The organism is Elusimicrobiota bacterium (assembly GCA_026388095.1).
GTDB lineage: Bacteria > Elusimicrobiota > Elusimicrobia > UBA1565 > UBA9628 > UBA9628.
Map to the genome: position 1 here is coordinate 71,326 of JAPLKL010000069.1, position 25,541 is coordinate 96,866.

Genomic DNA, 25,541 nt, shown 5'->3' on the forward strand with positions numbered 1-25,541 from the left:
CCTAGAAGAGCAGGTCGATCTCGCCGTAGAAGTTGTAGGCGGGCTTGGCCCCGACGGCGTAGTTGGGGTTGAACACGAACTTCAGCGGGACGATGAGTTGGAGGGGCACCCAGAGCCACCTGGGCAAAGTGTAATTGTCGAGGCCGATGAGCGGACCCAACTGCAGGCCCACGGCCGGGCTCAGCAAGAGGTGCTGCTGGCCGCTGCGGCTTTGCAGGCCGGTCTCCAGGTAGGAGTAGACTCCGAAATACCTCTTGCGCGAAACCCAGACGTCGCAGTTGTAGGTGCCGCCGACCTTGTACTGCGAGACGCTGGCTTCGGAATATTTCGCAGCGAGATTGACGGACCCCGTGTAGCCCACCCATTGGTCCACGGTCCCGGTCTTGTCCGGCGCGTCATGATAGTTGTTGTACGAGCTCATGTTGAGGCGCAGGCCGTAGAAGTCCCGGGGGGTCCCCCACATGTCGTAGGTGCCCAGGTTCAATATCACGGAATTAGCCACCCTGGTCCTGACGAAATTCCGCTGCGACAGCGGGGCGTTGACCTTCTTGAGTTCGGCGAGCTTGGCCGGGTCGAGCTTGTAATCGTCGAGGTCGCTGCCGAACGGGACCGGCATCATGGAGAGCGCCGCGAAGTTGTCTATGAAGAACCCCTGGAACTTTTCCTCATCGTCCGGGACCCGGGCGAGGATATCGTCGGGGTCGCCTTGCCGGGCCCGGTCATAGGCCCGCCAGACCTCGAGCAAGGACTGCGTCACCGCCGCGGTCACCTTGACCGCCGCCTCGGGCATCTCCCGCCAGGCGAGATGGTCGTAGGTGTCCGCGGATTTCCAACGCTTTCCGCCCCGGAAGAGCATGTGGTCGCCGTAGGTCTTCCAGATCTCGCCTCCGAGGTTCATCACGTCCAGGCCGATCCTGTTGTAGAAATCGTGGAGCGCCTTGTTGTTGATGATCCCGCCGAATATGGTGCGGTTGACGACCATGTGGCCCGAGGCGAAGGAGTCTTCCAGGAAGTGGTCGGCGAAGGCGTTGTACATGAAGGCATAGGACAGGTCCGTGGCGGATCGGGCCTTGTCGCTTTGCGCGCATTTACCGGCTTCCTGGGCCAGGTGGATGGCGAAGGCGTGCAAAGTCAGATATTCTCTCAGCAGATTGTCGGAGTCGAGGTCGCGGAACACGTCCGGGCCGTTCTTCGGCGACTTGAGCAGTTCCAGGTCCGGCTTCTCGAATTGCCGGATCTGGTCTTCCAGGGAATCCCCGTAGTCGAAGAAATGGCCGTTGTTGATCAGAGCCATGTAGGGGAATTTGGGCTTGATCTTGATGATATCGGAATAGGCCGCGCTGTCCTTGAAATCCGCCATCGCCACGTTCTGCAGGTGGATGATCGCGTTGGTGTCCGAGTATCTGTAGGAGAGGCCCTCGTTGAGGGTGAACAGGTTCTCCTCATAGTCTCCGGAAAGGGCGTTGAGGACGCCGCAAGTGGCGAGGTTCGGAGGGTTGGACAGCTTGGTGAAATACACCGTATCGCTCTCCCGGTCATACTGGGCCCCCAGGTTCTCGGAGAAGAACGAAAGAGCCGCGTCCGTGCTCGGGAAAACCCCGTCTTGGACCAAGGCCTGGATGAAATTCCGGCAAGCCTTGTCGCCGACGGCCTTGTGCTCGCTGTAGACGAAACCGAAAGCCCCCGGGCTTGCGGCGACCATGATGCAGACGACCGCGAAGAATCTCTTCACAAGGTGTCAGGGCGCCTGCGGCTTAGGCACCAGCCCGGTCCCCGCGCACTGCCGGTAGTCCACCACGGCCTCGATGAGGCCCGCCACCTCGGCCGGGGCCTTGGGGGGGCAGCCCCGCACCGGCACCGCCAGATAATCCGAATAGGCTTTGTGCCGCTCGCGGCAGTAATCCTCCAGGGAGAACGAAGAAACGCGCGACAGGGGCAGTTCCACCTGGGCCGAGGACTTCTCCCGCTCAGCCTTCTGCCTCAGGGAAAGATAATAGCCCCCGCCGATGGCTCCGCCCGCCACCAGCAGCGCAAGGGTCAACGTGGTCCCGGAACTCGCCATGGTCAGGAAGTGCGCACCGCGTCGAGCAAAGCCCGGAAATCCGCCGCCGTGCGGATGCGCTGGTCCGGGTCCGGATGCAGGGCCCCGTCGATGAGCACGTCGAAGGAGCGCGGCAAGGACGGCTCCAAAGCCGAGGGCTTGGGGTAGTCGGCGGCCATCTTCTGGGCGAAGCTGGCCGGCGGCGGGTAGGGGCGGCGGCCCGTCACCATCTCGTAGAGGCAGGTCCCCAAGGAGTAGATGTCGGACTCCGGGCGGACCATCCCGTGCTCCTGCTCGGGGGCCATGTAGTAGGGCGTGCCCGCCACCGTGTTGGTGACCTCGAAGCCCAGCTTGCGCCCGGTGAGCGTCTGCAGAGTGTCCTTGACCCGCCGGGAGATGCCGAAGTCCATCACCTTGACGATGCCCTGATCCGTGATCATGATGTTGGCCGGCTTGAGGTCGCGGTGCACCACGTGGTGGCGGTGCGCGAAATCGAGGGCCGCGCAGACGGGCTTGAGGAGGTCCCGGGAATAGGCGAGCGGGAGCCGGCCCTGGCGCGACAGGAGCTCGGCCAGGGAGCGGCCCGACAGGAACTCGAAGACCAGATAGAGCCCCCTCTGGTCGGAGACGATGGAGTGGATGTCCACGATATGGGGATGGTGCAGCGCCGCGACCGTGCGCGCCTCGTCGAGGAGCTGCGCCTTGGCCGCCGCGTCGATCTGGAACTCATCCAGGAGCATCTTGATGGCGACCTTGCGGCCCAAGGCCTTGTCCACGGCCTCATAGACCACGCCCATGCCGCCCTGGCCCAACGCCTGGCCGATGGCGTAAGACTCGTCTATGGCTGACTTCACGCGCAGGTCCCGCACCCCCAGTCCCACGGGCGGCGCCGGCGGCGCGGATCGCGCCCAGCGCGCGCCGAAGACATGCAGCAGCCCCAGCGCGATGAGCAGCCCCCCCGCCACCGAGCTCAGCAGGATGACCAGGAACTGCTTGCGCCGGGGCGTGACCACAGGCGCCGGCGGCGCGGCGGCCCGGCTCGCGGTGGGCGCCAGGTCCAAGCCGTAGGCCGCGGCCGCGTCGTGATAGACCGGCTCGAACTGCGGGTTGATCTCGGCCGCCTTCTTGAGGTCGGCCACCATGGACTCCAGGTCCCCCATCTTCTCGTGGGCGAAGCCCCGGTTGGCGAAGGCGTAGGCGTTCTTGGGGTTGAGCTCCAGGGAATGGTTGGCGTCGGCCAGCGCGTCGTTGAAGCGCCCCAGGTGGTTGTAGGCGAAGGAGCGCGCGTCGCGCGCCGCGGTCTCGGTGGGATTGATGGTCAAGGCTTGGCTGGCGTTGGAGACCGCGTTGTCGTACTGGCCGATGAGGTTATAGGCCGCGGCGCGGTAGTAGTAGGCCGCGGTGTTGTTGGGGTCCTCGTGCAGGACCTTGTCCGCGGCCGCCACGGCGGCGTAGTAGTCCTTGAGCGCGATGCGGCTGGCCGCGTCGTGCAGAAGGCGCCCCACCGCCGCGGAGTTCGGCGCGCTCAGGGGCTCCTGGCTGCGATTCTCGACCTGGTTGAGCTGGGTCACCATCCCATGATACTCGCGCTGCACCTCCACCTCGAGCCGGCTCTTGATGTCGTGGATGGTGATCGGCGGCACCCGGCCTTCGGCCAGGCGCATCAGAGCGTGGGCCGTGCGGTCGTTGGGGTTCATGGCCAGGGCGCGGCGGGCGTCCTCCATGGTCTGCAGGTAATCGGCCAGGCCATAGGAGGCCAGGGCCCGGGCCGTGTAGCCGTCCGGGTCGTTGGGATCGAGCTTGACGGCCTGGTCGGCGTATTCGAAGGCGCTCTTGAAGTTCTTGAGGCCGTACTCGGCGTTGGAGCGGTTGAGCAGGGCATCGCGATTGACCGGGTCCAAGCTCAGGACCTGGGCGGAGAGCCGGGCCGCCTCGTCCCAGCGGTTGGCCCGGTTGTTCATATAGGCGGCCCGGTTCTGGATATTCTTGAGGACATCCTTGGGCACGGCGTCGGGAGAGAGGCTGGTGGCCAACGAGGTGAGCTCGGGGAGGTTCTCGGTGACGAAGGCCTCGCGCTTGTCCTTGGGCAGCCGCGTGGCGGCGTCGTCTATGCGCTGTAGGACCGGCAGGACCTTGGTCTTGACCGTGCTCTCCGGCAAGGCCTGGAACATCACCCGCAAGGTCTGGACCGTGGCGTGGGCATCCGCGCTGCGGTCGACCGGGGCGCTTTGAGGCTGGGCGTCGGGCGACGGCGGAGCCGCGCCGGCGAGGGACCCCAGCAAAAGGAAGAAGACGCCTGCGGCCCCAAGGGCCGCGCGCGGGAACATGGCAGCTCCAGTCTACCAAAAGTGTAGGGAGCGCCGCCGAGTCTGTCAAGGGCCGACCCGGCCATTTCTGAGACGGGGGCGGCGATTTCCGGGCCGCCGTTTTTTTGTGGACGGGACCAATGTGGTCCGGGTGCTCTGGGGCTACGGCGGCGCCGAGTTCCGGGAGCAGGAGGAGAGCGACTGCGTCACCTTGGTCGAATCCTTCGCCGTGCTCTGCGGCAGCTTGGCCGGCCGGGCGGAGGTCGAGATCTTCTTCGACGGGGAGGGGCGGCGCTGGAAGCGGGTCCCGCGGGAAGCCGCCAACCTGCGCGTGCGCTTCGCCTGGGAGGAGTCGGCGGATTCGCTCATCCTCGACCGCGTCCGGGCGGGGTCGTTCGGGCGCGAGGGTAGCGTGACGGTGGTCACCGCTGACGGGGACCTCGGCCGCCGCGCCCGGGAGGAAGGCGGCCGCTGGATGACGGTCCGCGCCGGAGAAGGGCTGGAGAGACTGTTGCGCAGCATCGAGAGGCGGTTCACGGACAAGCCATGAAGAACAGAGTCATCGTCGTGGGCGGAGGCATCATGGGCGCCAGCGCGGCCTACGCGCTCTCCCAGCTGGGCCGGCAGGTCACCGTGCTCGACTTGGCCGATGTGCCCAACCGGCACGGGGCCTCGGGCGACCAACTCCGGACCTTCCGCATGACTTATGGGAAAGACGCCTTTTACACCGAGATGGCGGCCAAGGCCCTGCCCCTCTGGCTCGACCTCTGCGCGCAGAGCTCGGACAAGTTCTTCGTCCAGAACGGCTTCCTGGATCTGGCCGTGCAGGCCCACGGCTACGTGGAGCACTGCGTCCAGGTGCTCAAGGACCACCGGATCCCCTTCCAGGTCCTGCAGAAAGAGGAGATCCGCCGCCATTACCCCATGATGAACTCCCGGGCCTTCCGCTTCGGCCTGCTGCACAAGGACGGGGGCATGATCTGGGCCATGCGCGCGGTCTCCTCGATCCTGGGCCTGGCCCAGCGCAAGGGCGCCAAGGTCCGCACGCACACGCAGGTCGCCTCCTTGGTCAAGGCCAAGGGCGTCATCACCGCCCTGAAGGACACGGCGGGCCGCCTCCACGAGGCGGGAAGCTTCCTGTTCGCGCCCGGGGCCTGGACGACGGAGCTGCTCAAGGGCTACCGCCTGCCCCTCAAGGTGACCCGCCAGCAGCAGCTCTACCTGCGGCCGCCGTACAACCGGGGCCGCTACCGCCAGGAGCATTTCCCCCCGTTCTACGTGCAGAGCCAGGGCTTCTACGGCGTTCCCATGCACATCCACGGCTTCATGAAGATCGCGGAGAACCGCAAGGGGCCCCCGGGCAAGCCGGGCGACGTGGACGAGCGCGAGATCACGCCGCAGTTCGAGCGCAAGGTCCGGACCTTCCTCAAGCGCTTCATCCCGGAGCTGGCGGGCTTCACCGAGCAAGAGGGCCATGTCTGCTACTACACCAGCACCAAGGACGAGGATTTCATAATGGACCGCCTGCCCGACGTGTCCAACGGCTATCTCATGACCGGCTTCTCGGGCCATGGCTTCAAGTTCGCACCGCTGGTGGGCCAGGCCATGGCCCAGCTCATGGTGGGCGGCAAGTCCGACCTGAACCTGCACCGCTTCCGGCTCAACCGCTTCTAGCGCCATGCACTCGGTGAGCGTCACAGCGGCTTTCCTGGCCGGCCTGGCCTCCTTCCTCTCGCCCTGCGTCCTGCCTTTGGTGCCGGGCTATATCTCGTTCATGTCGGGCCTGTCCCTGGAAGAGCTTGCCTCCGGGGAGATCCAGCCCGGGGTCACGCGCCGGGCCGCCTTGGCCGCGGTCTTCTTCGTGCTGGGCTTCTCTCTCGTGTTCACCGCGCTGGGCGCCTCGGCCTCGTTCGTGGGGCACCTCCTGGGCGCGCACCAGGTCCTGCTGAGCCGGATCGCGGGCGTTCTGGTCATCGTCTTCGGCTTGCACATGACAGGCCTGGTCCCCATCAAGTGGCTCTACTACACCAAGCGCGCGGACACCTCGAAGGTGGGGCCGGGCCTGCTGGGCTCGTTCCTGATGGGATTGGCCTTCGCCTTCGGCTGGACGCCCTGCATCGGGCCCATCCTGGCCGGCATATTGGCTCTGGCTTCCACGCAGGAGACCGTGGCCCAGGGCGTGGGCCTGCTCCTGGTCTACTCCATGGGCCTGGGAGTGCCTTTCATCCTGACCGGCCTGGGCATCAACGCTTTCCTGAGCTTCTTCGCGCGCTACAAGCGCTTCATCCGCTGGGGTGAGATCGCGGCGGGCGTGCTGTTGATGGCTCTAGGCGTCCTGATCCTTTCGAACCGCATGAGCTGGCTGATGCGCCTGCTCCCATCCCCCTCTCCGCACTGAGGTCAACCATGACCAAGAACGCGACCCCGAAGGTATTCGCTTTCGCCATCAAGATGGAGCAGGACGGGGAGAGGTTCTATCGCGACCTGGCGGCGCAGTCCCCGGACAAAGGGGTGCAGTTCATCCTCACCGGCTTGGCCGACGACGAAGTGAAGCACGCCCATATCCTGCGCGAGCTCGAGAAGGGCGCCTCCCCGACCCTGACCGAGACCAGCGTATTGAGCGGCGCCAAGAGCGTGTTCTCCGGCATGGCCGCGCGCAAGGCCTTCGCGGCCGTGGGGACCGACCAGAAGGCGCTCTATCTGCAGGCCCTGGAGATAGAGCGCAGGTCCCGGGACTTCTACAAAGCCCAGGCCGACGGCACGGCCCTCAAGCCCCTCCGGGACGTGTTCCTGCGGCTCTGCGACCAAGAGAACCGGCACATGTTCCTGCTCGACAACATGATCCAGTTCATCTCCCGCCCCCAGATGTGGCTGGAGAACGCGGAGTTCAACCACCTCGAAGAGTATTGACCCCAGTGACCCGCGACATCCAGGTCCTCTGCCTCACTGCGGCTTCCGTGGGCTTCTTCCACACCCTCATGGGGCCGGACCATTACCTGCCCTTCATCGCCATGGCCAAGGCCCGGGACTGGTCCTGGCGCAAGACCGCCTTCATCACCTTCCTCTGCGGGATAGGCCATGTGGGGGGTTCGGTGGTCATCGGCATGGTCGGCATCGCTTTGGGCGCGGCCCTGAGCCGTGTGGTCCCGCTGGAAGCGTACCGCGGCCAGGTCGCGGCCTGGCTGCTTTTGGTCTTCGGGCTGCTCTACATGGTCTGGGGGCTTCGGCAGGCCCTGGCCGGCAAGCCGCACAGCCATCGCCATGCCCACGAAGAAGAGGGCGTCCACGAGCACGTGCACGACCATCTGGGCGCGGCCCACGTGCACGTCCATGAGCGGCCCCGGGCCAACATCACGCCCTGGGTGCTCTTCACGATATTCGTGTTCGGCCCCTGCGAGCCGCTCATCCCCATCCTGATGTACCCGGCGGCCACCCGCAGCCTGTGGGGCCTCGGCCTGGTGACGGCGAGCTTCTTCGCCGCCACCATCTCCACCATGCTCGCGGCCGTGTTCCTCGGCCACAAAGGGTTGAGCCTGGTCGGCCTGGGCCGCATGGACCGCTACACCCACGCCTTGGCCGGCGGCTCCATAGCCCTCTGCGGCGCCGCCATCGTGTTCCTGGGCCTCTAGGCCATCGGCCCGACCCGCCAGCGGGCTGCTGACAAACCCGCAATAACTGCGGGGGCGCATGCCGGTCCGTGCCCGTATACCAACTGGCCGCCCAGTTGATACGAGGGAGCAGTCGAGGCGACTGTGTCCGGACACAGCATGGCCCAGGGTATAGACCAGACGGATAGCCGACGGACCAGGCCCGGTGCCCCGCTTTGATCTCAGCCGCGCGCCTGCCCTCAAGGAAGGCGGGCGGGTACCGTGCGTCCACAAGGCACGGAAGCGGGTCGGCAGGATCGCTTCAGCCCGACACGCCTTAGGCTGTCTTCCCCGATAACGCAGGACCGGCAGGCCGCATTGTGCTGCTTCAGAAGATGGCAGAGCCAAATGGTCCTGCCGCCCAGACACTCCGTGTCTGGCGGTTGCGGGCGAGCAAAGCTCGCCCGCGAGCAAGACGGACTTCATCAGCACCCTGGAAAGGGCTAGGACTTGTGGCCGGCCCCGATGGGCCATCCGACCCTCGCCGCAGGATGGCATCCGTCTATACTATCGTGAGAACTCTCACATGCTGACCACCTTGTTCCTAGCTCTGGCCGCGCTCCCCGGGCCGAGCTGCTCGGCCGCCGTGGTGCGGACCTCCGTCCAGACCGGCGCCGCTGCGACCGCGATCCCCGTCATATCCGCCAACGCCGCCGATTTCGGACACGGAGCAGTTTCCCTCATGGCCCCGGCCTCTCTTTCCAATGCGTTTGCCATACCGCAGGCTCCGAAGGTCGCGGGCGCCAAAGTCACAGTGAGCGCCGCCGCGATCCTGCCTGCGGCGCCCATCTTCGCGGCGCAGGCCGGGGTCATGGCCGCGGCGCCGGGCCCAGGCGCCGCTCCCGCGTCTCCCATCGTCGAAACGCCCCAGGTCGCACTTGAGTCCGAAGGCGCTGCCGTGAAGACACCGATCGCCTCGACCCAGGACCCCAGCTTGGTGGACCGCCTGGCCAAGGCCGTGGAGACGCCGCAGGCGGACATCTTCGACAACTCCGTCCGCAGCGCCGCCCCCGGGGTCAAGGTCTGCGGGGTCAACGAGAAGGCCAGCGTGCTTGCGGCGCTGAGCGCCGCGCGCAGCGCCCAGGCCGACAACCTGATCATCGGCCTGCTGGTCGGCATCACCCATTTCTCCCGGGAGAAGGTCGCCACCAAGGACGCCCCCGAGCTGGTCCGCTACATCCGCGACACGTCCAAGAGCATGGGCGTGCCGGTCCGGATCGCCTTCGTGACGCACGCCGTGCGCGCGGCCTCGCTGATCGGGATGATCGGCCGGATCGCTCGGCGCGTCCAGCCCGGCCGGGCCGGGCGCTCCTCTCCCGCCGACATCATCCAGATCCACGACGCCATGCCGCTCGGAGAGATCGCCAAGGTCAAGAAAGCCTTCCCCGGGTCCAAGATCATCAAGGCCCTGAGCCTCCCGCGGACCGGGGAGCCGGCCGACCTGGGCGGGCTGCTCGCTCAGGCCGTCGCGCTGGCTTCGCAGCCGTTCATCGACGGATTACTGCTGGATTCGGCCAATCCCGCCCGGGACCAGATCGGAGGCACCGGCCTGACCAACGACTGGAACGTCGCCCGTTCCATCATCGACCGGGTGCACGAGCAGACCGGCAAGCCCGTGGCCTTGGCCGGCGGGCTGAATCCGGAGAACGCGACGGCGGCGTTCGCGGCGACCCACGCGGACATGCTCGACGCCAATTCCGGCTTCCGCCTGGACCCCGAGCACTCGGCGCTCAAGGACCCCGCCGCGATCTTCTCCGTGCTCCGGCAGATGAAGGGCGAGGTCTCTCTTTACTTCCGGAAGCTCTGGGCGCGAATGCCGCCGCAGGCTCAGACTTCCAGCCGGGAGGTCAGGAAGGCGTAGTAGAAGAGCACCTTGGACGGCCAATCGCACAACAGCCCGGACCAGAAGGCCATGCGCGGGTCGTCTGAGGCTCCGAATATCTTGAGCAGGAGCAGTGTCCCGAACACGCGGAAAGCCGCCGCGGCCAGGACCGGCCGGCTGCGCCGCATCGGCTCGTCGCTGTAGATGTGCCGGTCGCGCCAGGTCACCCACGAGAATATCCCCAGAGCCGCGAGCCAGAAGGTCTCCACTGTGTAGGACAGGACCTTGGGCGCCGATAAGCCCAGACACGCCTCGGCCAACAGCCCCGAGCCCACGAACCACAAGCCCAGCCCCGCCAGGACCCAGACCCACGCCGGATGGTGGTAGGAGGGCTCATCCAGGCTGCGCCGGTAGCGGCGCCACAGCCACACCGCCGCGCCCGCCAGCAGCAGGTCGTCGATGAGCCACATCGGCCCCAGGGAATGCTCCACCCGGAAATGGCCGAAAGCCGACTTCCAGAGATAGACCACGGCCACGAGCGCCGGGATGCCGACCACCAGCGCCTTCTGCCCCGGCAAGCCCGCCGGCTCCTCATCCCGGGGCACCAAGGCCTGCAGGCAGTGCAGCCAAACCACCACGGTCATGCCCCACTCCAGCGGCCCGCCCAGCACCGCCACCCAGTCCAGCCCGGAGATGGCGAAGCTGTCCTGCATCCGCTTGGTCAACAGGCCGTCGTAGACGAAGGAGAAGGCGCCGCCCAACAGGAACACCTGCCCGTCGCTCAAGGCCCGGCGCGTCACCCGCCCCTCGATGAACAGGTAGAGCCAGAGGTAGGGAAAGACCAGCGTGCGCCACTCGGCGAGGACTCCGACGCCGCGCGAGAGCACCAGGCCGCTCAAAAGCGGCCCCAGGATCAGGGCCGCGGCCAGACGCAGCAGGGCTCTCTTATTTTGTCCCAGCAAACGCCACCGCCTCGATCTCCACGGCGGCGCCCTTGGGCAGGGCCGCCACCTGCACGGCCGCCCGGGCCGGGCAAGGGGCCGGGAAATGTCTCGCGTACACCTCGTTCATGGCCGCGAACTGCTTCAGGTCCGTCATGAAGACCGTGGTCTTGACCACATCCTTCATCTCCAGACCGGCCTGGCCCAGGATGGCGGCCACGTTGCGCAGACAAAGCTCCGTCTGCTCCGCCACTGGCGCGGGCATGGCCCCGCCCGCTGGATCCAACGGCAGCTGTCCCGAGACGAAGACCCAGTCCCCCGCTTGGACCGCCTGGGAGTAGGGCCCGATAGCCTGCGGCGCGCCGGACGTCGCGATCGCGGTCCTCATTTGAGCGAGGCCAGCAGAGCCTTGTTGGTCTTGTGCGTCATCAGCAGGTCGTGCATGGCCTTGGTCGCATCCAGCTCGCTCAGCGGCGCCAAGGCGCGGCGCAGCTTATAGACGCCCTCCAGGATGTCGGGAGGCAGGAGCTTCTCCTCCTTGCGAGTGCCGGTGTCGCGCACCTTCAGGGCCGGGAAGATGCGCATCTCGGCCGCCGAGCGGAAGAGCACCAGCTCCATGTTCCCCGTGCCCTTGAACTCCTGGAAGATGATGTCGTCCATGCGGGAGCCCGTGTCGACCAGGATGGAGGCGAGGATGGTCAAAGACCCCCCCTCCTCCAGCTTGCGCGCGGCGCCGAAGAAGCGCCGCGGGATCTCCATGGCCCGCGAGTCCAGGCCGCCGCTCATCGTGCGGTTGCCCACGGCGAACTGGTTGTGCACGCGCGCCAAGCGGGTCAGCGAGTCGAGCAGGATGAGCACGTCGGCGCCCTGCGCCGCCGCCGTGATGGCCGCGCGCATGAGGTTCTCGGCGACCTCCCGGTGGCGCTCATAGGCCTGGTCGCTCGACGAGGCCCAGACCTCGGCCGGCACGCTGCGCTTGAAGTCCGTCACCTCCTCGGGCCGCTCGTCGATGAGCAGGCAGAACTGCTTGATGGCCGGGTCCACGCCGTGGACCGCGTTGGATATCTGCTTGAGGAAGGTCGTCTTGCCGGCCTTGGGCGGCGAGACGATCAGGCCCCGGGTGCCCTTGCCGATGGGGCAGAGCAGGTCCAAGGCCCGCATGGACGGGTCCGTCGAGCCCTTCTCCAGGTTGATCCACTGATGCGGATCGACCGGAGTCTTCTCCATGAACGCGACCTCGTCGGCCGTGCGCACCGGCTGAGCCGGAGGACGCGGGACGTTGGGCTGGCCGCCGTGCGGCTGCGGCCGGCGCTGCTGATGCTGGTGCTGCGGGTTCTGCTGATGCTGCGGGTTGCCGCCGCCGCCGCCGCCGCGCCGCCGGCGGAACCGGAAGTGCCGGCCGCCGTGGCCCCCGTGCCCTCCGCCGTGCCCATGGCCGCCAGGCCCGGGCTGGCCGCCCTGATTGCCTGAGCCGCCGCCCGGTTGACCGCCGCCTTGTCCGCCCGCCTTGTCTTCGTTCATGTTCCTTACCTCTCCATACAGCCCGACCTATCCAGTCGGAAATCGTCGCGTCAATCGAACGCGTGCAGCTCAACGCTCCCCACCCGCACTCCCAGCAGACGCCGCGCCAGCTTCAAGAACCGCCGGGGAGCATCGGAGACGAAGAACCGGCGCCGCCCGCGACCGCCCGCCCGGCGCAGCCCCAGGCTCAGAAGCAGGCGCTCCGTCTCCAGGGCGGTCTGCTCCGCCGAGTCGATGAGGCGGACGCGCGGCCCCATGATGCGCCGCAGGACTCCTTTGAGGAGCGGGTAATGCGTGCAGCCCAAAACCAAGGTGTCGATGCCCGAGCGCTTGAGGCCGCCCAGATAGGCGCGGGCCACCAGCGTCGTGGCTTGGCGGCTCCACCAGCCCTCCTCCACGAGCGGCACGAAGAGCGGGCAGGCCGCGGTCGCCACGCGCACGCCGGGCAGGCGCGAGCGCAGCGCCGCCGTGTAAGCCCCCGAAGCGATCGTCGCTTCGGTGCCGATGATGCCCACGTGCCCGTTGCGCGTGGCCGCGGCCGCGGCGTCGGCCCCGGGCTGGATCACGCCCAGCACCGGCACCTCGAGGCTCCGCGCCACCGCGCGCAAGGCCAGGGCCGAGGAGGTGTTGCAGGCCACGACCAAGGCCTTGATGCGCTTACCGGCCAGGAAACGCGCGACCTCCAAGGAGTAGCGGGTCACGGTCTCCCGGGACTTGGATCCGTAGGGGACATGGGCGGTGTCGCCGAAGTAGATCAGGTTCTCCTCCGGCATGCGGCGGCTCACCGCCTCGAGCACGGTCAGCCCGCCCAGTCCCGAGTCGAAGATCCCGATCGGTCTATCCTTCATCATCGCGCGGCGCTCCGGGCGCTCTGGGCCAGCCAGCCCTGGCGCTTGGCATAATCCACCAGGCCGGCGTATATCCCATCGACGAGGCGGCTGCGGTAGCGCGGGCTGCCCAGCTTGGCCTCGTCGCGGCGGTTGCTGAGGAAAGCCATCTCGATGAGGACCGCGGGAGCGTCGGTGCCGCGCAGCACGTAGAACCCCGCCTGCTTGACCCCGCGCTGCGCCAAGTCCACCCGCTTGTGCAGGTCCCGCGCCACCAGGGCCGCCAGTTCGGATGCGGCGTTGATGCTCTCGGTCTTGATCATGGCGTGCAGGATCAGCTCCGCCTCCGCATCGGCGGGAGTCTTGCCCTCCAACTCCAAGGAGGAGTTCTCGAACTGGGCCAGGCGCTCGGCTTCCGGGTCCGAGGCCTTCTCCGACATGAAATAGACCTCGAAGCCGTTCTCCCTGGCATTGCGGTGAGCGTTGCAGTGCAGGGAGACGAAGAGGTCGGCATGCCCGTCGTTGGCGAGCCGGGAGCGCTCGTCTAGAGGGACGAAGGTGTCGTCGTTGCGCGTGAGCATGACCTCGAAGACCCGCTCCTGCTCCAGGAGCTTGGCCAGCTCCTTGGCCGCGGCCAGGTTGACATCCTTCTCCAGGGTCCCCCGCCGGCCCGTGGCCCCCCCGTCCTTGCCTCCATGCCCAGCGTCTATGATGATGATGCGGCGCAGGGGCTCGCCGGCCGGCACGGCCGCGGAGACAGGGGCGGCGGCGGGAGCGGCCGCCGGCCGGACCGCGGCGGCCGTGGAGGCCAAGACGGGGGCGGCCGGGGCCGCCGGCGGAGCTCCGGCCGCGCTGGGAGCATCGTCCTCAGAACCCTCCGGCACCACCTTCCCGGGGTCCGCGGCAGAGATCTCCAGGGCCAGGCGCCGCGGCTCGGAGAGCTCGCGCAAACGCCACTTCAGGCCGGGCCGGGCGAAGCGCACGCTCCAGCGCACGGCCTTGGGCTCCTGGCGCAGGCCGAAGCTTGCGACCAGGCCGTCATCGACCGTCTCCTGCTCGGAGGACTCGATGACGCCGAAAGGGATGCTCACCTCGACTCCCTGGACGCCGCGCGCGGCCGCGCTGTGTCCCAGCGGCTTCTTGAGCTCCAAGACCACCCGGGTGTAGTCCTGGTAGGAGTACCAGCGCACGCCGCCCACGCTGCTGCGCCGGTCAACGGTCAAGAGCCGCGCGCGCGCGTCGAAGCGGCTCTCCATCCCGGAAAGCTCGCTGAAATCCTTCCCCAGGAAGAAGGCGAGCGGCGCGTAGGCCTGCGCGGCGCGCAGCAGCACCGGATCCTCCAAAGAGACCGTCCGGCCGTCGATCGAGGCTTCGGCGGAGCCCGCCACCAGCTGCAGGACCCGGCTCCGGAAGCCGAACTGCACCCGCCCCGAGACCGGATACCAGTACACCTGTCCGCCGTAGAGCTCACCGACCTGCTTGGCGTTGATGAACAGGCGACCGCCGACCTTATAGGCGGTCAGCGGCTCGTGATAGCGGCCGCCGAGCGTGACCTGCAGCTCCTCGCCGCGCGCGCCGGCGGCGGCGAGGAGGAGGGACAGCGTCAACGTCCAGAATCGCGCGGGCATCATTCCAGCACTATGCGGTACTCCTCCCAGGGCAGCGACGGGTCGCTCTGGATCTTGACGGTCCGGGCCACGTTCTTCTCGATGGAGACCTGCTGGCCGCGGAACTGTTCGGCCAAGCCCGGGTGCAGCAGGAGCCGCACTTGCCCGCCGGGCCGGCCGCCCGTCATCTGCTTGATCTCGCGCTGGATGCGGATGCGCAGGGTCTCGCCGGAGAGGACCCGGCCGCAGCCCTTGCACTGCGGGCATTCGTCGGTGATCAGGCTCACCGTGGACTCCCGCTTGCGTTCGCGCGTCAGCTCGACTAGGCCCAGGCGGGTGATGGGCAGGATGCGGATCTTGGCCCGGTCGCCCTTGCTGGCGTGGGCGAAGGCCTCCATCACCTTCTGGCGGTTGGAGGCCTTGCGCATGTCGATGAAGTCCACGACTATGATGCCGCCGATGTTGCGCAGGCGCAGCTGGTGCGCCACCTCGTGGGCGGCCTCGATGTTGGTCACGGTGACGGTCTCCTCCTGGGACTTGGAGCCCGTGAAGCGCCCGGTGTTGACGTCGATGGCGCAGAGGGACTCGGCCTCCTGGATGATGATGGAGCCGCCGTTGGGCAGAGGGACCTTGGTGCGGCGCATATCCTCGATCTCGCCCTCCAAGCCGAAGGCCTTGAACATCGGGGTCTTGGCGTCGTAGAGCTTCACCTTCTCCTTGAGCTCCGGGGAGATGGCCTCCACGAACTCCGTCACGTTCTTGTGCTGGTCCTTGTTGTCGAGCAGATAGACGTAGACCTTGTCCGAGAGCAGGTCCCGGGCCACCTGCAGGGCGAGGTCCAGGTCCTTGTGCAAAAGGCCGGGCGGCGGGTCGCTCTCGAACTTCTTCTGGATCTGGGCCCAGCTCTGCGCCAGGTACTTCACCTCGCGCTCCAGGTCGGCCTCGGTCGCGCCCTCGGCCTCGGTGCGCACCACCACGCCCTTGCCGCCCAGGTGCTCCGCCACCAGACGGTCGACGATGGCGGAGAGCCGCGCCCGCTCCGCCGCGTCGCCGATCTGCTTGGAGATGCCGACGTACCCCTGGAAGGGGGTGAAGACCAGGTAGCGGCCGGGCAAAGAGACGTCCATGGTGACCTTCGCGCCCTTGGTGCTGATGGCCTCCTTGGCCACCTGGATCATGATGTGCTGCCCCTTCTTGAGGGTGGCGTCGATGGCGGCGCCTTTCTCCCCCAGGACGTCGGAGATGTAGAGATAGGCGTTCTTCTCGAAGCCGATGTTCACGAAGGCCGAGGAGATGCCGGGCAGGACGTTCTCGACGACTCCCTTGTAGATGTTCCCGACGATATTCTGGCTGCTCTTGCGCTCCCACAAGAGCTCGGCCATGCGGCCGTTCTCCAGGATCGCGATGCGGGTCTCCTCGAAGTTGGTGTTGGCCAGAAGCTCGCGCTTGACCGCGGGCCCCGGGCCGCGATGGTCGCTGCGGTATTCGCGCTCGCCGCCGCGCTCGGAACGGCCGCGATGCCCTTCGCCGCCCCGCCGGTCATGCTCCGGCCGGTCGCGCTCCGGGCGCTGGCGCTCCTGTCGGCCATGCTCCTGCCGGCCTGGCTCCTGGCGGCCCGGTCCCTGGCGGCCCTGTTCCTGGCGGCCCTGTTCCTGGCGGCCGTGCTCTCCGCCGCGTCCGCCGCGGCCGCGCCGTCGGCCCCGCCCCTCGTGCCGGGGCTGTTGGGCAGGCGGCTGCTGCGGCTGAGCGGCCGGCGGCGGCGGCGCGGACGGCGCGTCAGGACGCGCCGTCCCTGAAGGGCTGGCGTTCTCCGCTCCCGGAAGGGGTGCGGCGTCTTCAGCCTCAGGACCGAGTTCATCGTCTTCCCCAGCCTCATCGATGATGATTTCCTCATCCTCACCCTCGACGGTCTCCGGCGCGGTCCCGTAGTCCGGCTCCGGTTCGCTCGCGATGACCGCGTCCGCTCTCGGATACAGCTCCTCCCGCTGGCTGCCCGTGTCCTCCGGGACCTCCGGCGCCGCCGCGGGCGGCTGTGCCGGGGCCGACGCGGGCTCTGCGGGCGACGCCGCGGATGCGGCGTCGGCCGTCGCGGGCGGAGTCGTCTGCGTCAGATCCTTGTCTTCGTTCGTCATGGCAAATCCCTCACTTTGGAAAAGGTATCCTTCAATGCACCCTAGGCGGCACTGGAGCGCTTGCGCCCCGGATGCCGCGAGGAAGCGCGTCGGGGTTCATGGCCCCGGGTTGCGGAACGACCGGCTCGGCGGACGCCGGCTTCTTGTCCTCCATGCCATAAGCGGCCATCATGACCGCGCGCGCGATCGGGCCTGCGGCCGAGGCCCCATGGCCGCCATTCTCGACCAGGACCGCCACGGCCACGCCGGGGAGCTCCCCCGGACGCGCGGCGAACGAGATGAACCAGGCATGGTCCGGGGCTCCCGTGGTCTGCGCGGTGCCCGTCTTGCCCGACACGTCCAGGCCCGCGGTCCTCGCCGCCACTCCGGTCCCCGACGAGATGACCAGCCGCAAGGCTTGATGCAGGTCCTGCCACACCTCATCCTTGAGCACCACTTGGCTGAGCTTCTCCGGGCTCTGCTTGAACTCGGGCCGGCCGTCCGCGTAGGCGATGCGGTCGATGTAGTAGGGCCTCCAGACCGTGCCCCGGTTGGCGACCGCCGCGGCCAGCACAGCCATCTGGATGGGGGTCACCGTCATCTGCCCCTGGCCGATGGACAGATTGATGGTGTCTCCATCGTACCAGGCCAGCCCGGCCTTTTCCCGGATGCTCGGGCCGAAGAGCTTGCCCCGCTGTTCCCCCTTGAGGGCCACCACCCCCGTCTTCTCGCCGAGGCCGAACATGCGTGCGTATTTCTCGATGAACGCGCCGCCCGTGCGCATGCCCATGCGGTAGAAGTAGACGTCGCAGGAGTGGGTCAGGGCGGGGAACCAAGTCATCGTCTTGTGGCCCTTGTGCTCCCAGCACAAGAAGATGTTCTTGCCCCATTCGAGGTAGCCCGGGCAGTAGACGGCGTCGTCGACCGTGAAGCGCCCCTCGTTCAAGCCCGCGGCCCCCACCACCACTTTGAAGGTCGAGCCGGGGGCATAGGTCCCGGCGATGGCGCGGTTGAACTCCTCCGCGGAGGCCGCCGCGTCCTTGACGACCGCGGGGTCCGACGACAGGAAGGCGTTGGGATCGAAGTCCGGCGCCGAAGCCAGGGCCAGGATGGCTCCGCTGCGCGGGTCCAGCGCGACCACGGCTCCCTTGCCGGTCGCGGAACGGCGCAAGCCTTCGTCAGCCGCCTTCTGCACGGCTTCGTCGATCGTCAGATGGATGCTGCTGCCCGCCAGGCCGGGGAAGCTCTCCAGCTTCTTCTTCAGGCGGCCCTGGGCGTCGACCAGCATGCGCAAGCCTCCGTCATGGCCCCGCAACTCCGCCTCCAGGGCGGCCTCCAGCCCGATCTTCCCGATGCGCGCATCGACCCGATACCCCTTGTTCTTGAGCGCCCGCCAGCTGCGGGAGTCCATCTTCCCCATGTAGCCCAGCAGATGGCTGGCGAAGCGGCCGAAGGGATAGGAGCGCCGCGCCTCCACGATGAGCTCCACGCCGGGGTAGATGGCCTTGAGCTCGGAGAGCCGGAACATCGCGGTCCGCGGCAGGTTCTCGGCCAAGCGCAGCGCGGTCTCCTCATGCACCGCCTGCTGCAGGGTCTCCAGCAGATCGTCGCGATCGCGCCCGAGCTCGCGCGCCAACTGGCCGGCCAGGAACTCCAGGTCGGGGGTCGGCTGCCCTTTCTTGGGCGGTATGTAGATCAGCGAGAAGGCCTCCTGGTTGGCGGCCACCGGAGTGCCGCGGCGGTCGTAGATGAGCCCCCGCGGCGCGGTCTGGTAGATGATCTTCGTGGCGTTCATCTCCGCCAGCTGCTGGTACTCGGCCCGCTGCAGGATCTGCAGCTGGACCAGCCGCAGCCCCAGCAAAGCTCCGGTCAGGTAGACCATGACCCAAAGGGCCTCCAACCGCGCCAGACGCTCGCCGCTCTCCCGGCTCATCGGACCCTCAGCCACGCGCAGGCCAAGCCGGCCAACGGCACGATGAGGCAGTTGTAGAGCGGGTCGCAGAGGAACGCCGGCCAGCCGGCCCAGAGGAACTGCTTGGCGAAGACGGCTCCCAGGAGGCCATAGAGCAGGAAGTAACCCCAGGTCATGAAGAACACGATCACGTATTGGGAGACGACATCGAGCACGTCGATCTGCCGGCGCAAGGCCCCCGTGCCGTAACCGACCAGCATCAAAGCGCAGGCATTGCCTCCGAAGAGCTCCGGCCGTAGGACGTCGAGGAACAGCCCCCAGAGGAAGCCGTAGCACATCCCCGAATTGGCGCCCAGCCGGGCGGCCATGGCCACGGTCAAGACGAGCAGGATCTGCGGGCTCAGCCCCCAGAGCGAGAGCCTGGTGGACCACCACCACTGCAGGAGCGCCGCGGCCAGGAACAGCACGGCGCCTCGGAGATGGCTCACAGCCCCTCCATCCCGTCGTCCACGACCGGCGACGAGAGAGCGGTCCCCGAGCTCTTCTTGACCTGAGGCGCGACCGGCGGGACCTTGGACTTGCGCGCGGGCAGCAGGGGCAAGGGCGCGGGGCCGGAGGAAGCGGCCGCCTGGCCCGCCGCGCCGGCGGGCCGCAAGATCATCACCTGGCTCAAAGCCGCCGCGTCCGCGGCCGGCCGCACCTCCACCGATTGGAAGGTGAGGAAGGGATCGCGGGGATTGATCGCCATGACGCGCCCGAGCAGGATCTCCCCCGGGAAGGTGGCGCTGGTGGGCGAAGTATAGACCAGGTCGCCCGTGGACAAGGCGACCTCGGCAGGAAGATAGTTCATGCGCAGGCGCGGTCCGCCCTGCCCCTGGACCAAGCCCTCCACCGCGGAGGTGGAGAGGTAGGCCGCCACTGAGGAGGCCTCGTCCGTCACCAGGAGCACCAGGGCCGAGCCGGGCCGCACCTCGATGACGCGGCCGACGGCGACCAACGCTCCAGACTGCTCGCCGAAGACCGGCGCGTTGAGGGTCACGCCCTGCTGAGCGCCGGCGCTGATCATGATGCTGTTGTACCAATGCAGCGGGTCGCGTTCCATCACGTCGGCCCACAATGGGATATACCCCCGCGGCGGCGTCAGCCCCAGGGCCTGGGCCAGCCGCCGATTCTCCGTACGCAGGGCCTCCAGCTCGGATTTCTGCCAAAGGGCTTCGCGCAGCTGCGCCTGGAGCTGGATGTTGTCCAGGTCCGCGCGCAGCAAGCGCGCCAAGCCGGGCGGCGCGTCGGCCAGCCGCTGCGCGCCTTTGGCCCCGTAATAGACCGCGGGATTGAGCAGGTAGACCACGCCAGCCTTGAAGGCCCGCACGGGCGCGGACAGAGGCAGCGACAGGAGCGCCAGCGCCAGCGCCGAGAGTGCGGCCAGGAGATAGTTCGAAACTCGTGTCTCGCGATGCATTGTCAGCAGGGGCGGGAGCAGCCCGCCCGTGCTCGTCTTAGCCGTTCAGTCCGTTAGCGAACGGAACCTTCAAGAGGAACGGCCTTCAGGGTCCTGCGCGCGGTCAACTGCCGCGGTAGCGGTACGAGGTGACGAAGTCCGGGCGCCGATCCGTGATGTTGTCGAGCTCTTCCAGGAACTTCCCCGCCCCCATGGCCACGCAGCTCAAGGGGTCGGCGGCGCGATGCACGGGCAGCTCGGTCTCCTGCCGGATGAGGTCGGGCAGCCCCCGCAGGAGCGACCCGCCGCCCGCCAGCATGATGCCTCGGTCCACCAGATCCGCGGACCATTCCGCCGGAGTCTCCTCCAGTGTGTTCTTGATCACGTCGAGGATGAGCTGCACCGGCTCCATCATGGACTGGCGCACCTCTTCCGACGTGATCAGCACCGTCTTGGGCAGGCCGGTGGCTTGGTCCCGGCCCTTGACTTCCATGGTCTTCTCCTCCTTGAGCGGGAAGACCGAGCCGATCTGGATCTTGACGTCTTCGGCCGTGGTCTCGCCGATGAGGAGGTTGTACTTCCTGCGGAAATGCATCTGCACGGCCTCGTCCATCTCGTCGCCCGCGATGTCGCTGGATTTCGAGACGACCAGGCCTCCCAGCGAGATCACCGCCGCCTCGGTGGTGCCCCCGCCGATGTCCACGATGAAGTTGCCGTGCGGCTCGGAGATCGGCAGGTCCGCCCCGATGGCCGCGGCCATCGGCTCCTCGATGAGATAGACCTCCCGCGCCCCGGCCTGCTCCGCCGACTCCTGCACCGCGCGACGCTCGACCTCGGTGATGCCCGAGGGGATGCCTATGACGATGCGCGGATGCAGCAGGGAGCGCCGGTTGTGGACCTTGCGGATGAAGTACTTGATCATCTCCTGCGTCACTTCGAAGTCCGCGATGACGCCGTTCTTCAAAGGGCGCACCGCTATGATCGACGAGGGCGTGCGTCCCAGCATCCTCTTGGCTTCCGCTCCCATGGCCAGCACGCGCCGGGTCTCCCGGTCGATGGCCACCACGGAGGGCTCCCGGAGCACGATGCCCTGGTTCTTGACGTAGACCAAGGTATTGGCCGTGCCCAAGTCTATCCCCATGTCGTTGGAGAAGAGACTGAAGAGGAAGTCGAACATCGGTCTAGACGACCAAGCTGATCTGACCGCGGGACGCGTTGTCGCCCGCACGGCGGGCGAGCCGCAGGATGCGGGTGTAGCCGCCGGGCCGCTTGGCGTAGCGCGGAGCGAGGACGTCGAAGAGCTTGCGGTAGACGGTCTTGTCCTGGATCTCGCGCCGCACCAGTGGATGCCGCCCGCGCACCGCGTGCGTGATGAGGCGCTCCGCGAAGGGCCGCAGCTCCTTGGCCTTGGCGATCGTGGTCTCCACCTTCTCATGGAGGAACAGGCTCGTCGCCATGTTCCGAAGCATGGCCCGGCGATGCGAGCCGGTCACTCCCAATTTTCGTCCGCCCAAAGTCTTGATCATGACGGCCTCTCTTTGATTAGCGCAACCGGCTCAGGCGTTGACCTGCATGCCCAGGGAAAGCCCCATGTCCTTGAGGCGGTCCTTGATCTCATCGAGGGATTTCTGGCCGAAGTTCTTGACGGCCAGCAGCTCCTCGTCACGCTTGGAGACCAGCTCCCCGATGGTCTTGATGCGGGCGACCTTCAGACAGTTGGAGGCCCGCGAGGAGAGCTCGATCATCTCGATGGGCTGGCCCAGGATGTCCCTGAGCTTGGAATCCGAGCTCAAGGCCTCCCCCACGGGCGCGCCGCCTTCGCCGGCGCCGAAGGCCGCGCCTTCGGCCGTCGCTGGAGCCTCCTCGGGGATGAAGATATCGAGGGACTGGCGCAGCAGCTTGGAGGACTGGATGAGCGCCTCCGCGGGGTTGAGCGAACCGTCGGTCCAGATCTCCATGATGAGCCGGTCGTAATCCGTGACCTGCCCGACGCGCGCGTTCTCCACGTCGTAATGCACCTTGCCCACGGGGGAGAAGAGGGCATCCACGGGCAGGAACCCCGCCGGCCAGTGGTTCTGCTGGCGCAGGTCCTCCGCCGGGATGTAGCCCCGGCCCTTGGATATCTCGATCTCCATATCGAGCTTGCCGCCCGCCTCGAGGTTGGCGACGACCAGGTCCTTGTTGACCACCTCGACGTTGGAGTTGACGCGCACCGCGGCGGCGGTCACCTCGCCCTCCTTGTTGGCGGTGAGATACACCGTCTCCGGGCCGTTGGAGAAGAGCCGCACCCGCAGTTTCTTGAGGTTGAGGAGGATGTTCATCACGTCCTCCTTCACGCCGGGCAGGGTGGAGTACTCATGGGTGGCGCCATCGATGCGCACAGCGGTCACGGCCGCGCCCTCGAGGCTGGAAAGAAGCACCCGACGCAGGGCGTTGCCCACGGTATGCCCGTAGCCCCGTTCGTACGGCTCGGCGATGAACTTGGCGTAGTTTTCCGACATCGTCTTTTCGTCGACGCTGAGCTTCTGCGGCAGAATCAGTTCTTTATAAGCCATGGGCTCCTCTTCCCCCTCGCAACCCTACTTGGAATAGTACTCGATGATGAGCTGCTCGTTGACCGGGAACGACATCTCGGCCCGCTCGGGCAGACGCGTGATCTTGGCGGAGAACTCGCCTTCATTGTACTCCAGGTAGCTCGGCCTCTGGTTGAGCCTCTTGGCCGTCTCCAAGCTGAGCTTGATGCCCACGTTCTCCTTATACCTTTGGTCCAGGGCCACGGTGTCGCCGGCCCGGACGTTATACGAGGGAATGCCGACCCTCTTGCCGCCGACCTTGACGTGGCCGTGGCGCACCAGCTGGCGCGCCTGCTTGAGAGAGGTGGCCAGCCCCATGCGCCGCACCACGTTATCGAGACGCAGCTCGAGGGCGCGCAGGAGATGGTCGCCGGAAGCTTCCGGGCTCTGAGAGGCCGCTTCCACCAGCCGCTTGAAGGGCTTCTCCGTCATGGAGACCAGGCGGCGCAGCTTCTGCTTCTCGCGCAGGCGGACGGCGAAGGCCGAGGGCTTGCCCCGCTGGGGCCGCGCCGCGCCCGGCGGCATGGGGCGCTTGTCCAAAGTGCACTTGACCTGGCATTTGTCGCCCTTGAGGAACAGCTTGCTCTGCTCGCGGCGGCAGAGTTTGCAGACGGCTCCGGTGTAGCGCATTAGACCCTCCTGGCCTTGGGCGGACGGCAGCCGTTGTGCGGGAGGGGCGTGACGTCCTTGAGGCTGATGATGATGAGGCCGGCGTTGCCGAGGCTGCGCACCGCCGTCTCCCGGCCCGGGCCGGGCCCCTTGATGAAGACCGAGACCTGCTTGACGCCCATCTCCAGGGCGCGCTTGGCGATCTTGGTGGCGGTCACCCCGGCCGCGAAGGGAGTCCCCTTCTTGGTGCCCCGGAACCCGTTGCCCCCCGCCGACGCCCAAGCCAGCACGTCGCCGCGCTCGTCGGCCAGCGACACGATGGTATTGTTGAACGAGCACTGGATGTAGACCTTGGCGTAGGAAAGGCCCTTCCAGGACTTTTTGCCGCCCCCCCCGGCTTGCGGCCGGGCGGCCGGCGCGGCGGCCTTCTCGGTCGCGGGCGCGGCGGCCTTCTCGGTCGCGGGCGCGGCGGCCTTCTCCTTCGCGGGCGCGGCGGCCTTCTCAGTCGCGGGCGCGGCGGCCTTCTCCTTCGCGGGTGCGGCGGCCTTCTCAGTCGCGGGCGCGGCCGGCGGCGTCGTTTGCGACGCGGCCGGCGCGGGCGCTGGTTTCTTCTCCTCGTCTGCCATATCTTAATCCTTCCTCTCTAGGGTCACGCCTTGGGGGCTGCGGGTTTCTCGACGGACTTTCCCACGCCGACGGTCTTGCGGCGTCCGCGCCGGGTGCGCGCGTTGGTGCGCGTGCGCTGGCCCCGGACCGGCAGGTTGCGGCGGTAGCGGAAACCACGGTAGCTGCCGACCTCCTGCAACCTCTGCAGATGGCCCGCCACCTCGCGGCGCAGCTCGCCTTCCACCTTGAATTCCTTGACGATCAGGTTGTTGATGAGGCTGGCCTGCTGTTCGGTGAGATCCTTCACCCGGGTCTTGCCGTCCACCTGGCCGGCCAGCCGGCCGATGATCTCCTTGGCGGTCGTCCTCCCGATCCCATAGACGTAGCATAAAGCGACGTCGATCCTCTTGTTCTTCGGCAAATCCACTCCGGCTACGCGTGCCATCGTTCTATCTCCTTAACCTTGGCGCTGCTTGTGTTTGGGGTTGCTGCAGAGCACCCGCACCACCCCATTACGCTTGACGACCCGACACTTCTGACAGATCGGCTTGACGCTGGCTCTCACCTTCATTTTATTGCTCCCGGTAGACGATCCTGCCGCGGCTGAGGTCATAGGGAGACAGTTCGACGCGAACCCTGTCCCCGGGCAGGATCTTGATGTAGTGCATGCGCATCTTTCCCGAGATATGCGCCAGCACGACCTTCCCCGGCGCGATCTCGACGCGGAACATCGCATTGGGGAGGGCCTCCAGAATGCTTCCCTCCACCTCGATCTTGTCTTCTTTCACCATGTCAGATATCCTTTACTTCCGCCCGTGCCACGTCAGGACTTCAGGACCTTGGGCGGTCATGGCCACGGTATGCTCGAAATGGGCCGACAGGCTGCCGTCCTTGGTCACGCAGGTCCAGCCGTCCTCCAAGGTCCGAGCCTCCCAGCCGCCGGCGTTGACCATCGGCTCGATGGCCAGGACCAAGCCGGGCGTCAGCCGCGGCCCCGTCCCGGCCTTCCCGAAATTGGGGACCGGCGGGTCCTCGTGCAGGGCCCGGCCGATGCCGTGGCCCACGAACTCGCGCACCACGGAGAACCCGGCTGCCTCCACGTAGCTCTGCACGGCGTGGGAGATGTCGCCTAAGCGGCCGTCGGGCCGCATGGCGTCGATCCCGGCGGACAGGGACTGCCGGGTCACATCCAGGATCCGCTGCGCGTCGGGGCTCAGCTTCCCGGCGCCCACGGTCACGGCCACGTCGGTATAGAACCCGTCGTAGAGACAGCCCAGGTCCAGGCTGACCAGGTCGCCCGTCCGGATGCGGCGGTCCGCCGACGGGATGCCGTGGATGATCTCGTCGTTGAGGGACACGCAGAGAGAAGCGGGGAAGCCGTGATAGCCCAGGAAGGCCGGCTTGGCCTTGCGCCGGGAGAACTCCGCGGCCGCGATACGGTCGAGCTCCAAAGTGGAGGTCCCGGGCTGCGCCGCGGCCATGACGGCCGCCAGGGCCTGGGAGAGGATCTCAGCGCCCCGGCGCAAGCACGCGATCTCCGCGGCGCTCTTGAGCTCGATGGTCTTGGTGGAGAACATGAT

Annotated in this window: 26 protein-coding genes and 1 pseudogene; 6 read left to right on the forward strand and 21 right to left on the reverse strand. The window is 67.3% G+C overall.

Features of this window, described 5'->3' with window-relative positions; all coding sequences use genetic code 11:
• Nucleotide 1 precedes the first annotated feature (1 nt).
• Genes NTY77_17655 through NTY77_17665 form a run of 3 tightly spaced genes read right to left on the reverse strand, consistent with a single transcriptional unit; the run spans nucleotide 2 to nucleotide 4,368 of the window.
• A complete protein-coding gene (locus NTY77_17655) occupies nucleotides 2-1,732 on the reverse strand; it encodes a hypothetical protein (GenBank protein ID MCX5797321.1) in 1,731 nt (576 codons plus the stop codon).
• A 6-nt stretch (nucleotides 1,733-1,738) separates the two neighbouring features.
• Nucleotides 1,739-2,062 (reverse strand): hypothetical protein, encoded by a 324-nt coding sequence (locus NTY77_17660; protein MCX5797322.1) that lies wholly within the window; start codon nucleotides 2,060-2,062, stop codon nucleotides 1,739-1,741.
• Between the two features lie 2 nt (nucleotides 2,063-2,064).
• A complete protein-coding gene (locus NTY77_17665) occupies nucleotides 2,065-4,368 on the reverse strand; it encodes a protein kinase (GenBank protein ID MCX5797323.1) in 2,304 nt (767 codons plus the stop codon).
• A gap of 106 nt (nucleotides 4,369-4,474) precedes the next feature.
• Here NTY77_17665 and NTY77_17670 point away from each other — a divergent pair, with 106 nt between their 5' ends.
• The 6 genes from NTY77_17670 (at nucleotide 4,475) to NTY77_17695 (ending at nucleotide 9,855) form a co-directional block, all read left to right on the forward strand.
• On the forward strand, nucleotides 4,475-4,897 hold the full coding sequence (locus tag NTY77_17670; protein ID MCX5797324.1) for an NYN domain-containing protein: 423 nt from the start codon (nucleotides 4,475-4,477) through the stop codon (nucleotides 4,895-4,897).
• Nucleotides 4,894-6,021 carry an N-methyl-L-tryptophan oxidase gene (gene solA, locus NTY77_17675; protein ID MCX5797325.1) on the forward strand — a complete coding sequence of 376 codons (1,128 nt, stop codon included), beginning with the start codon at nucleotides 4,894-4,896 and terminating at the stop codon, nucleotides 6,019-6,021. Before NTY77_17670 ends, solA begins: the two co-directional genes overlap by 4 nt.
• 4 nt (nucleotides 6,022-6,025) lie before the next feature.
• Entirely contained in the window at nucleotides 6,026-6,745 is a 720-nt protein-coding gene (locus tag NTY77_17680) for a cytochrome c biogenesis protein CcdA (protein MCX5797326.1), read from the forward strand.
• A gap of 8 nt (nucleotides 6,746-6,753) precedes the next feature.
• Nucleotides 6,754-7,257, forward strand: coding sequence for a ferritin family protein (locus NTY77_17685; protein ID MCX5797327.1), 504 nt, complete (start codon nucleotides 6,754-6,756; stop codon nucleotides 7,255-7,257).
• A gap of 5 nt (nucleotides 7,258-7,262) precedes the next feature.
• Complete coding sequence (locus tag NTY77_17690; GenBank protein MCX5797328.1) at nucleotides 7,263-7,976, forward strand: sulfite exporter TauE/SafE family protein; 714 nt, start codon at nucleotides 7,263-7,265, stop codon at nucleotides 7,974-7,976.
• A gap of 544 nt (nucleotides 7,977-8,520) precedes the next feature.
• On the forward strand, nucleotides 8,521-9,855 hold the full coding sequence (locus tag NTY77_17695; GenBank protein MCX5797329.1) for a hypothetical protein: 1,335 nt from the start codon (nucleotides 8,521-8,523) through the stop codon (nucleotides 9,853-9,855).
• Here NTY77_17695 and NTY77_17700 read toward each other — a convergent pair.
• From NTY77_17700 to map, 18 genes and pseudogenes are all read right to left on the reverse strand, one after another.
• Nucleotides 9,822-10,778 (reverse strand): hypothetical protein, encoded by a 957-nt coding sequence (locus NTY77_17700; protein ID MCX5797330.1) that lies wholly within the window; start codon nucleotides 10,776-10,778, stop codon nucleotides 9,822-9,824. The genes NTY77_17695 and NTY77_17700 overlap by 34 nt on opposite strands.
• Nucleotides 10,762-11,145, reverse strand: a complete 384-nt coding sequence (locus NTY77_17705) for a Rid family detoxifying hydrolase (GenBank protein MCX5797331.1) — start codon at nucleotides 11,143-11,145, stop codon at nucleotides 10,762-10,764. Before NTY77_17705 ends, NTY77_17700 begins: the two co-directional genes overlap by 17 nt.
• The gene (gene rho, locus NTY77_17710) at nucleotides 11,142-12,278 is read right to left on the reverse strand and encodes a transcription termination factor Rho (protein ID MCX5797332.1); all 1,137 of its coding nucleotides are present in this window, start codon (nucleotides 12,276-12,278) and stop codon (nucleotides 11,142-11,144) included. The genes NTY77_17705 and rho overlap by 4 nt, the downstream gene beginning before the upstream one ends.
• 50 nt (nucleotides 12,279-12,328) lie before the next feature.
• On the reverse strand, nucleotides 12,329-13,126 hold the full coding sequence (murI, locus tag NTY77_17715; GenBank protein ID MCX5797333.1) for a glutamate racemase: 798 nt from the start codon (nucleotides 13,124-13,126) through the stop codon (nucleotides 12,329-12,331).
• Nucleotides 13,126-14,733 carry an N-acetylmuramoyl-L-alanine amidase gene (locus NTY77_17720; GenBank protein MCX5797334.1) on the reverse strand — a complete coding sequence of 536 codons (1,608 nt, stop codon included), beginning with the start codon at nucleotides 14,731-14,733 and terminating at the stop codon, nucleotides 13,126-13,128. Before NTY77_17720 ends, murI begins: the two co-directional genes overlap by 1 nt.
• The gene (locus NTY77_17725; protein ID MCX5797335.1) at nucleotides 14,733-16,844 is read right to left on the reverse strand and encodes an Rne/Rng family ribonuclease; all 2,112 of its coding nucleotides are present in this window, start codon (nucleotides 16,842-16,844) and stop codon (nucleotides 14,733-14,735) included. Before NTY77_17725 ends, NTY77_17720 begins: the two co-directional genes overlap by 1 nt.
• A gap of 31 nt (nucleotides 16,845-16,875) precedes the next feature.
• Entirely contained in the window at nucleotides 16,876-18,756 is a 1,881-nt protein-coding gene (mrdA, locus tag NTY77_17730; GenBank protein MCX5797336.1) for a penicillin-binding protein 2, read from the reverse strand.
• The gene (gene mreD / locus NTY77_17735; GenBank protein MCX5797337.1) at nucleotides 18,753-19,223 is read right to left on the reverse strand and encodes a rod shape-determining protein MreD; all 471 of its coding nucleotides are present in this window, start codon (nucleotides 19,221-19,223) and stop codon (nucleotides 18,753-18,755) included. The genes mrdA and mreD overlap by 4 nt, the downstream gene beginning before the upstream one ends.
• Nucleotides 19,220-20,194: a rod shape-determining protein MreC gene (locus tag NTY77_17740; GenBank protein MCX5797338.1), complete on the reverse strand. Its 975-nt coding sequence runs from the start codon at nucleotides 20,192-20,194 to the stop codon at nucleotides 19,220-19,222. The genes mreD and NTY77_17740 overlap by 4 nt, the downstream gene beginning before the upstream one ends.
• A gap of 103 nt (nucleotides 20,195-20,297) precedes the next feature.
• On the reverse strand, nucleotides 20,298-21,350 hold the full coding sequence (locus NTY77_17745; protein ID MCX5797339.1) for a rod shape-determining protein: 1,053 nt from the start codon (nucleotides 21,348-21,350) through the stop codon (nucleotides 20,298-20,300).
• A gap of 4 nt (nucleotides 21,351-21,354) precedes the next feature.
• Complete coding sequence (rplQ, locus tag NTY77_17750) at nucleotides 21,355-21,699, reverse strand: 50S ribosomal protein L17 (GenBank protein MCX5797340.1); 345 nt, start codon at nucleotides 21,697-21,699, stop codon at nucleotides 21,355-21,357.
• A 30-nt stretch (nucleotides 21,700-21,729) separates the two neighbouring features.
• Complete coding sequence (locus tag NTY77_17755) at nucleotides 21,730-22,728, reverse strand: DNA-directed RNA polymerase subunit alpha (GenBank protein ID MCX5797341.1); 999 nt, start codon at nucleotides 22,726-22,728, stop codon at nucleotides 21,730-21,732.
• A 24-nt stretch (nucleotides 22,729-22,752) separates the two neighbouring features.
• Complete coding sequence (gene rpsD, locus NTY77_17760) at nucleotides 22,753-23,376, reverse strand: 30S ribosomal protein S4 (protein MCX5797342.1); 624 nt, start codon at nucleotides 23,374-23,376, stop codon at nucleotides 22,753-22,755.
• Nucleotides 23,376-23,810 (reverse strand): annotated as a pseudogene (gene rpsK, locus NTY77_17765) (30S ribosomal protein S11). Before rpsK ends, rpsD begins: the two are co-directional and overlap by 1 nt.
• 194 nt (nucleotides 23,811-24,004) lie before the next feature.
• The gene (rpsM, locus tag NTY77_17770) at nucleotides 24,005-24,406 is read right to left on the reverse strand and encodes a 30S ribosomal protein S13 (GenBank protein MCX5797343.1); all 402 of its coding nucleotides are present in this window, start codon (nucleotides 24,404-24,406) and stop codon (nucleotides 24,005-24,007) included.
• A 12-nt stretch (nucleotides 24,407-24,418) separates the two neighbouring features.
• A complete protein-coding gene (gene rpmJ, locus NTY77_17775; GenBank protein MCX5797344.1) occupies nucleotides 24,419-24,532 on the reverse strand; it encodes a 50S ribosomal protein L36 in 114 nt (37 codons plus the stop codon).
• 1 nt (nucleotide 24,533) lies between these two features.
• Complete coding sequence (gene infA, locus NTY77_17780) at nucleotides 24,534-24,752, reverse strand: translation initiation factor IF-1 (protein ID MCX5797345.1); 219 nt, start codon at nucleotides 24,750-24,752, stop codon at nucleotides 24,534-24,536.
• Between the two features lie 12 nt (nucleotides 24,753-24,764).
• Nucleotides 24,765-25,538 (reverse strand): type I methionyl aminopeptidase, encoded by a 774-nt coding sequence (map, locus tag NTY77_17785; GenBank protein MCX5797346.1) that lies wholly within the window; start codon nucleotides 25,536-25,538, stop codon nucleotides 24,765-24,767.
• Between the last annotated feature and the right edge of the window lie 3 nt (nucleotides 25,539-25,541).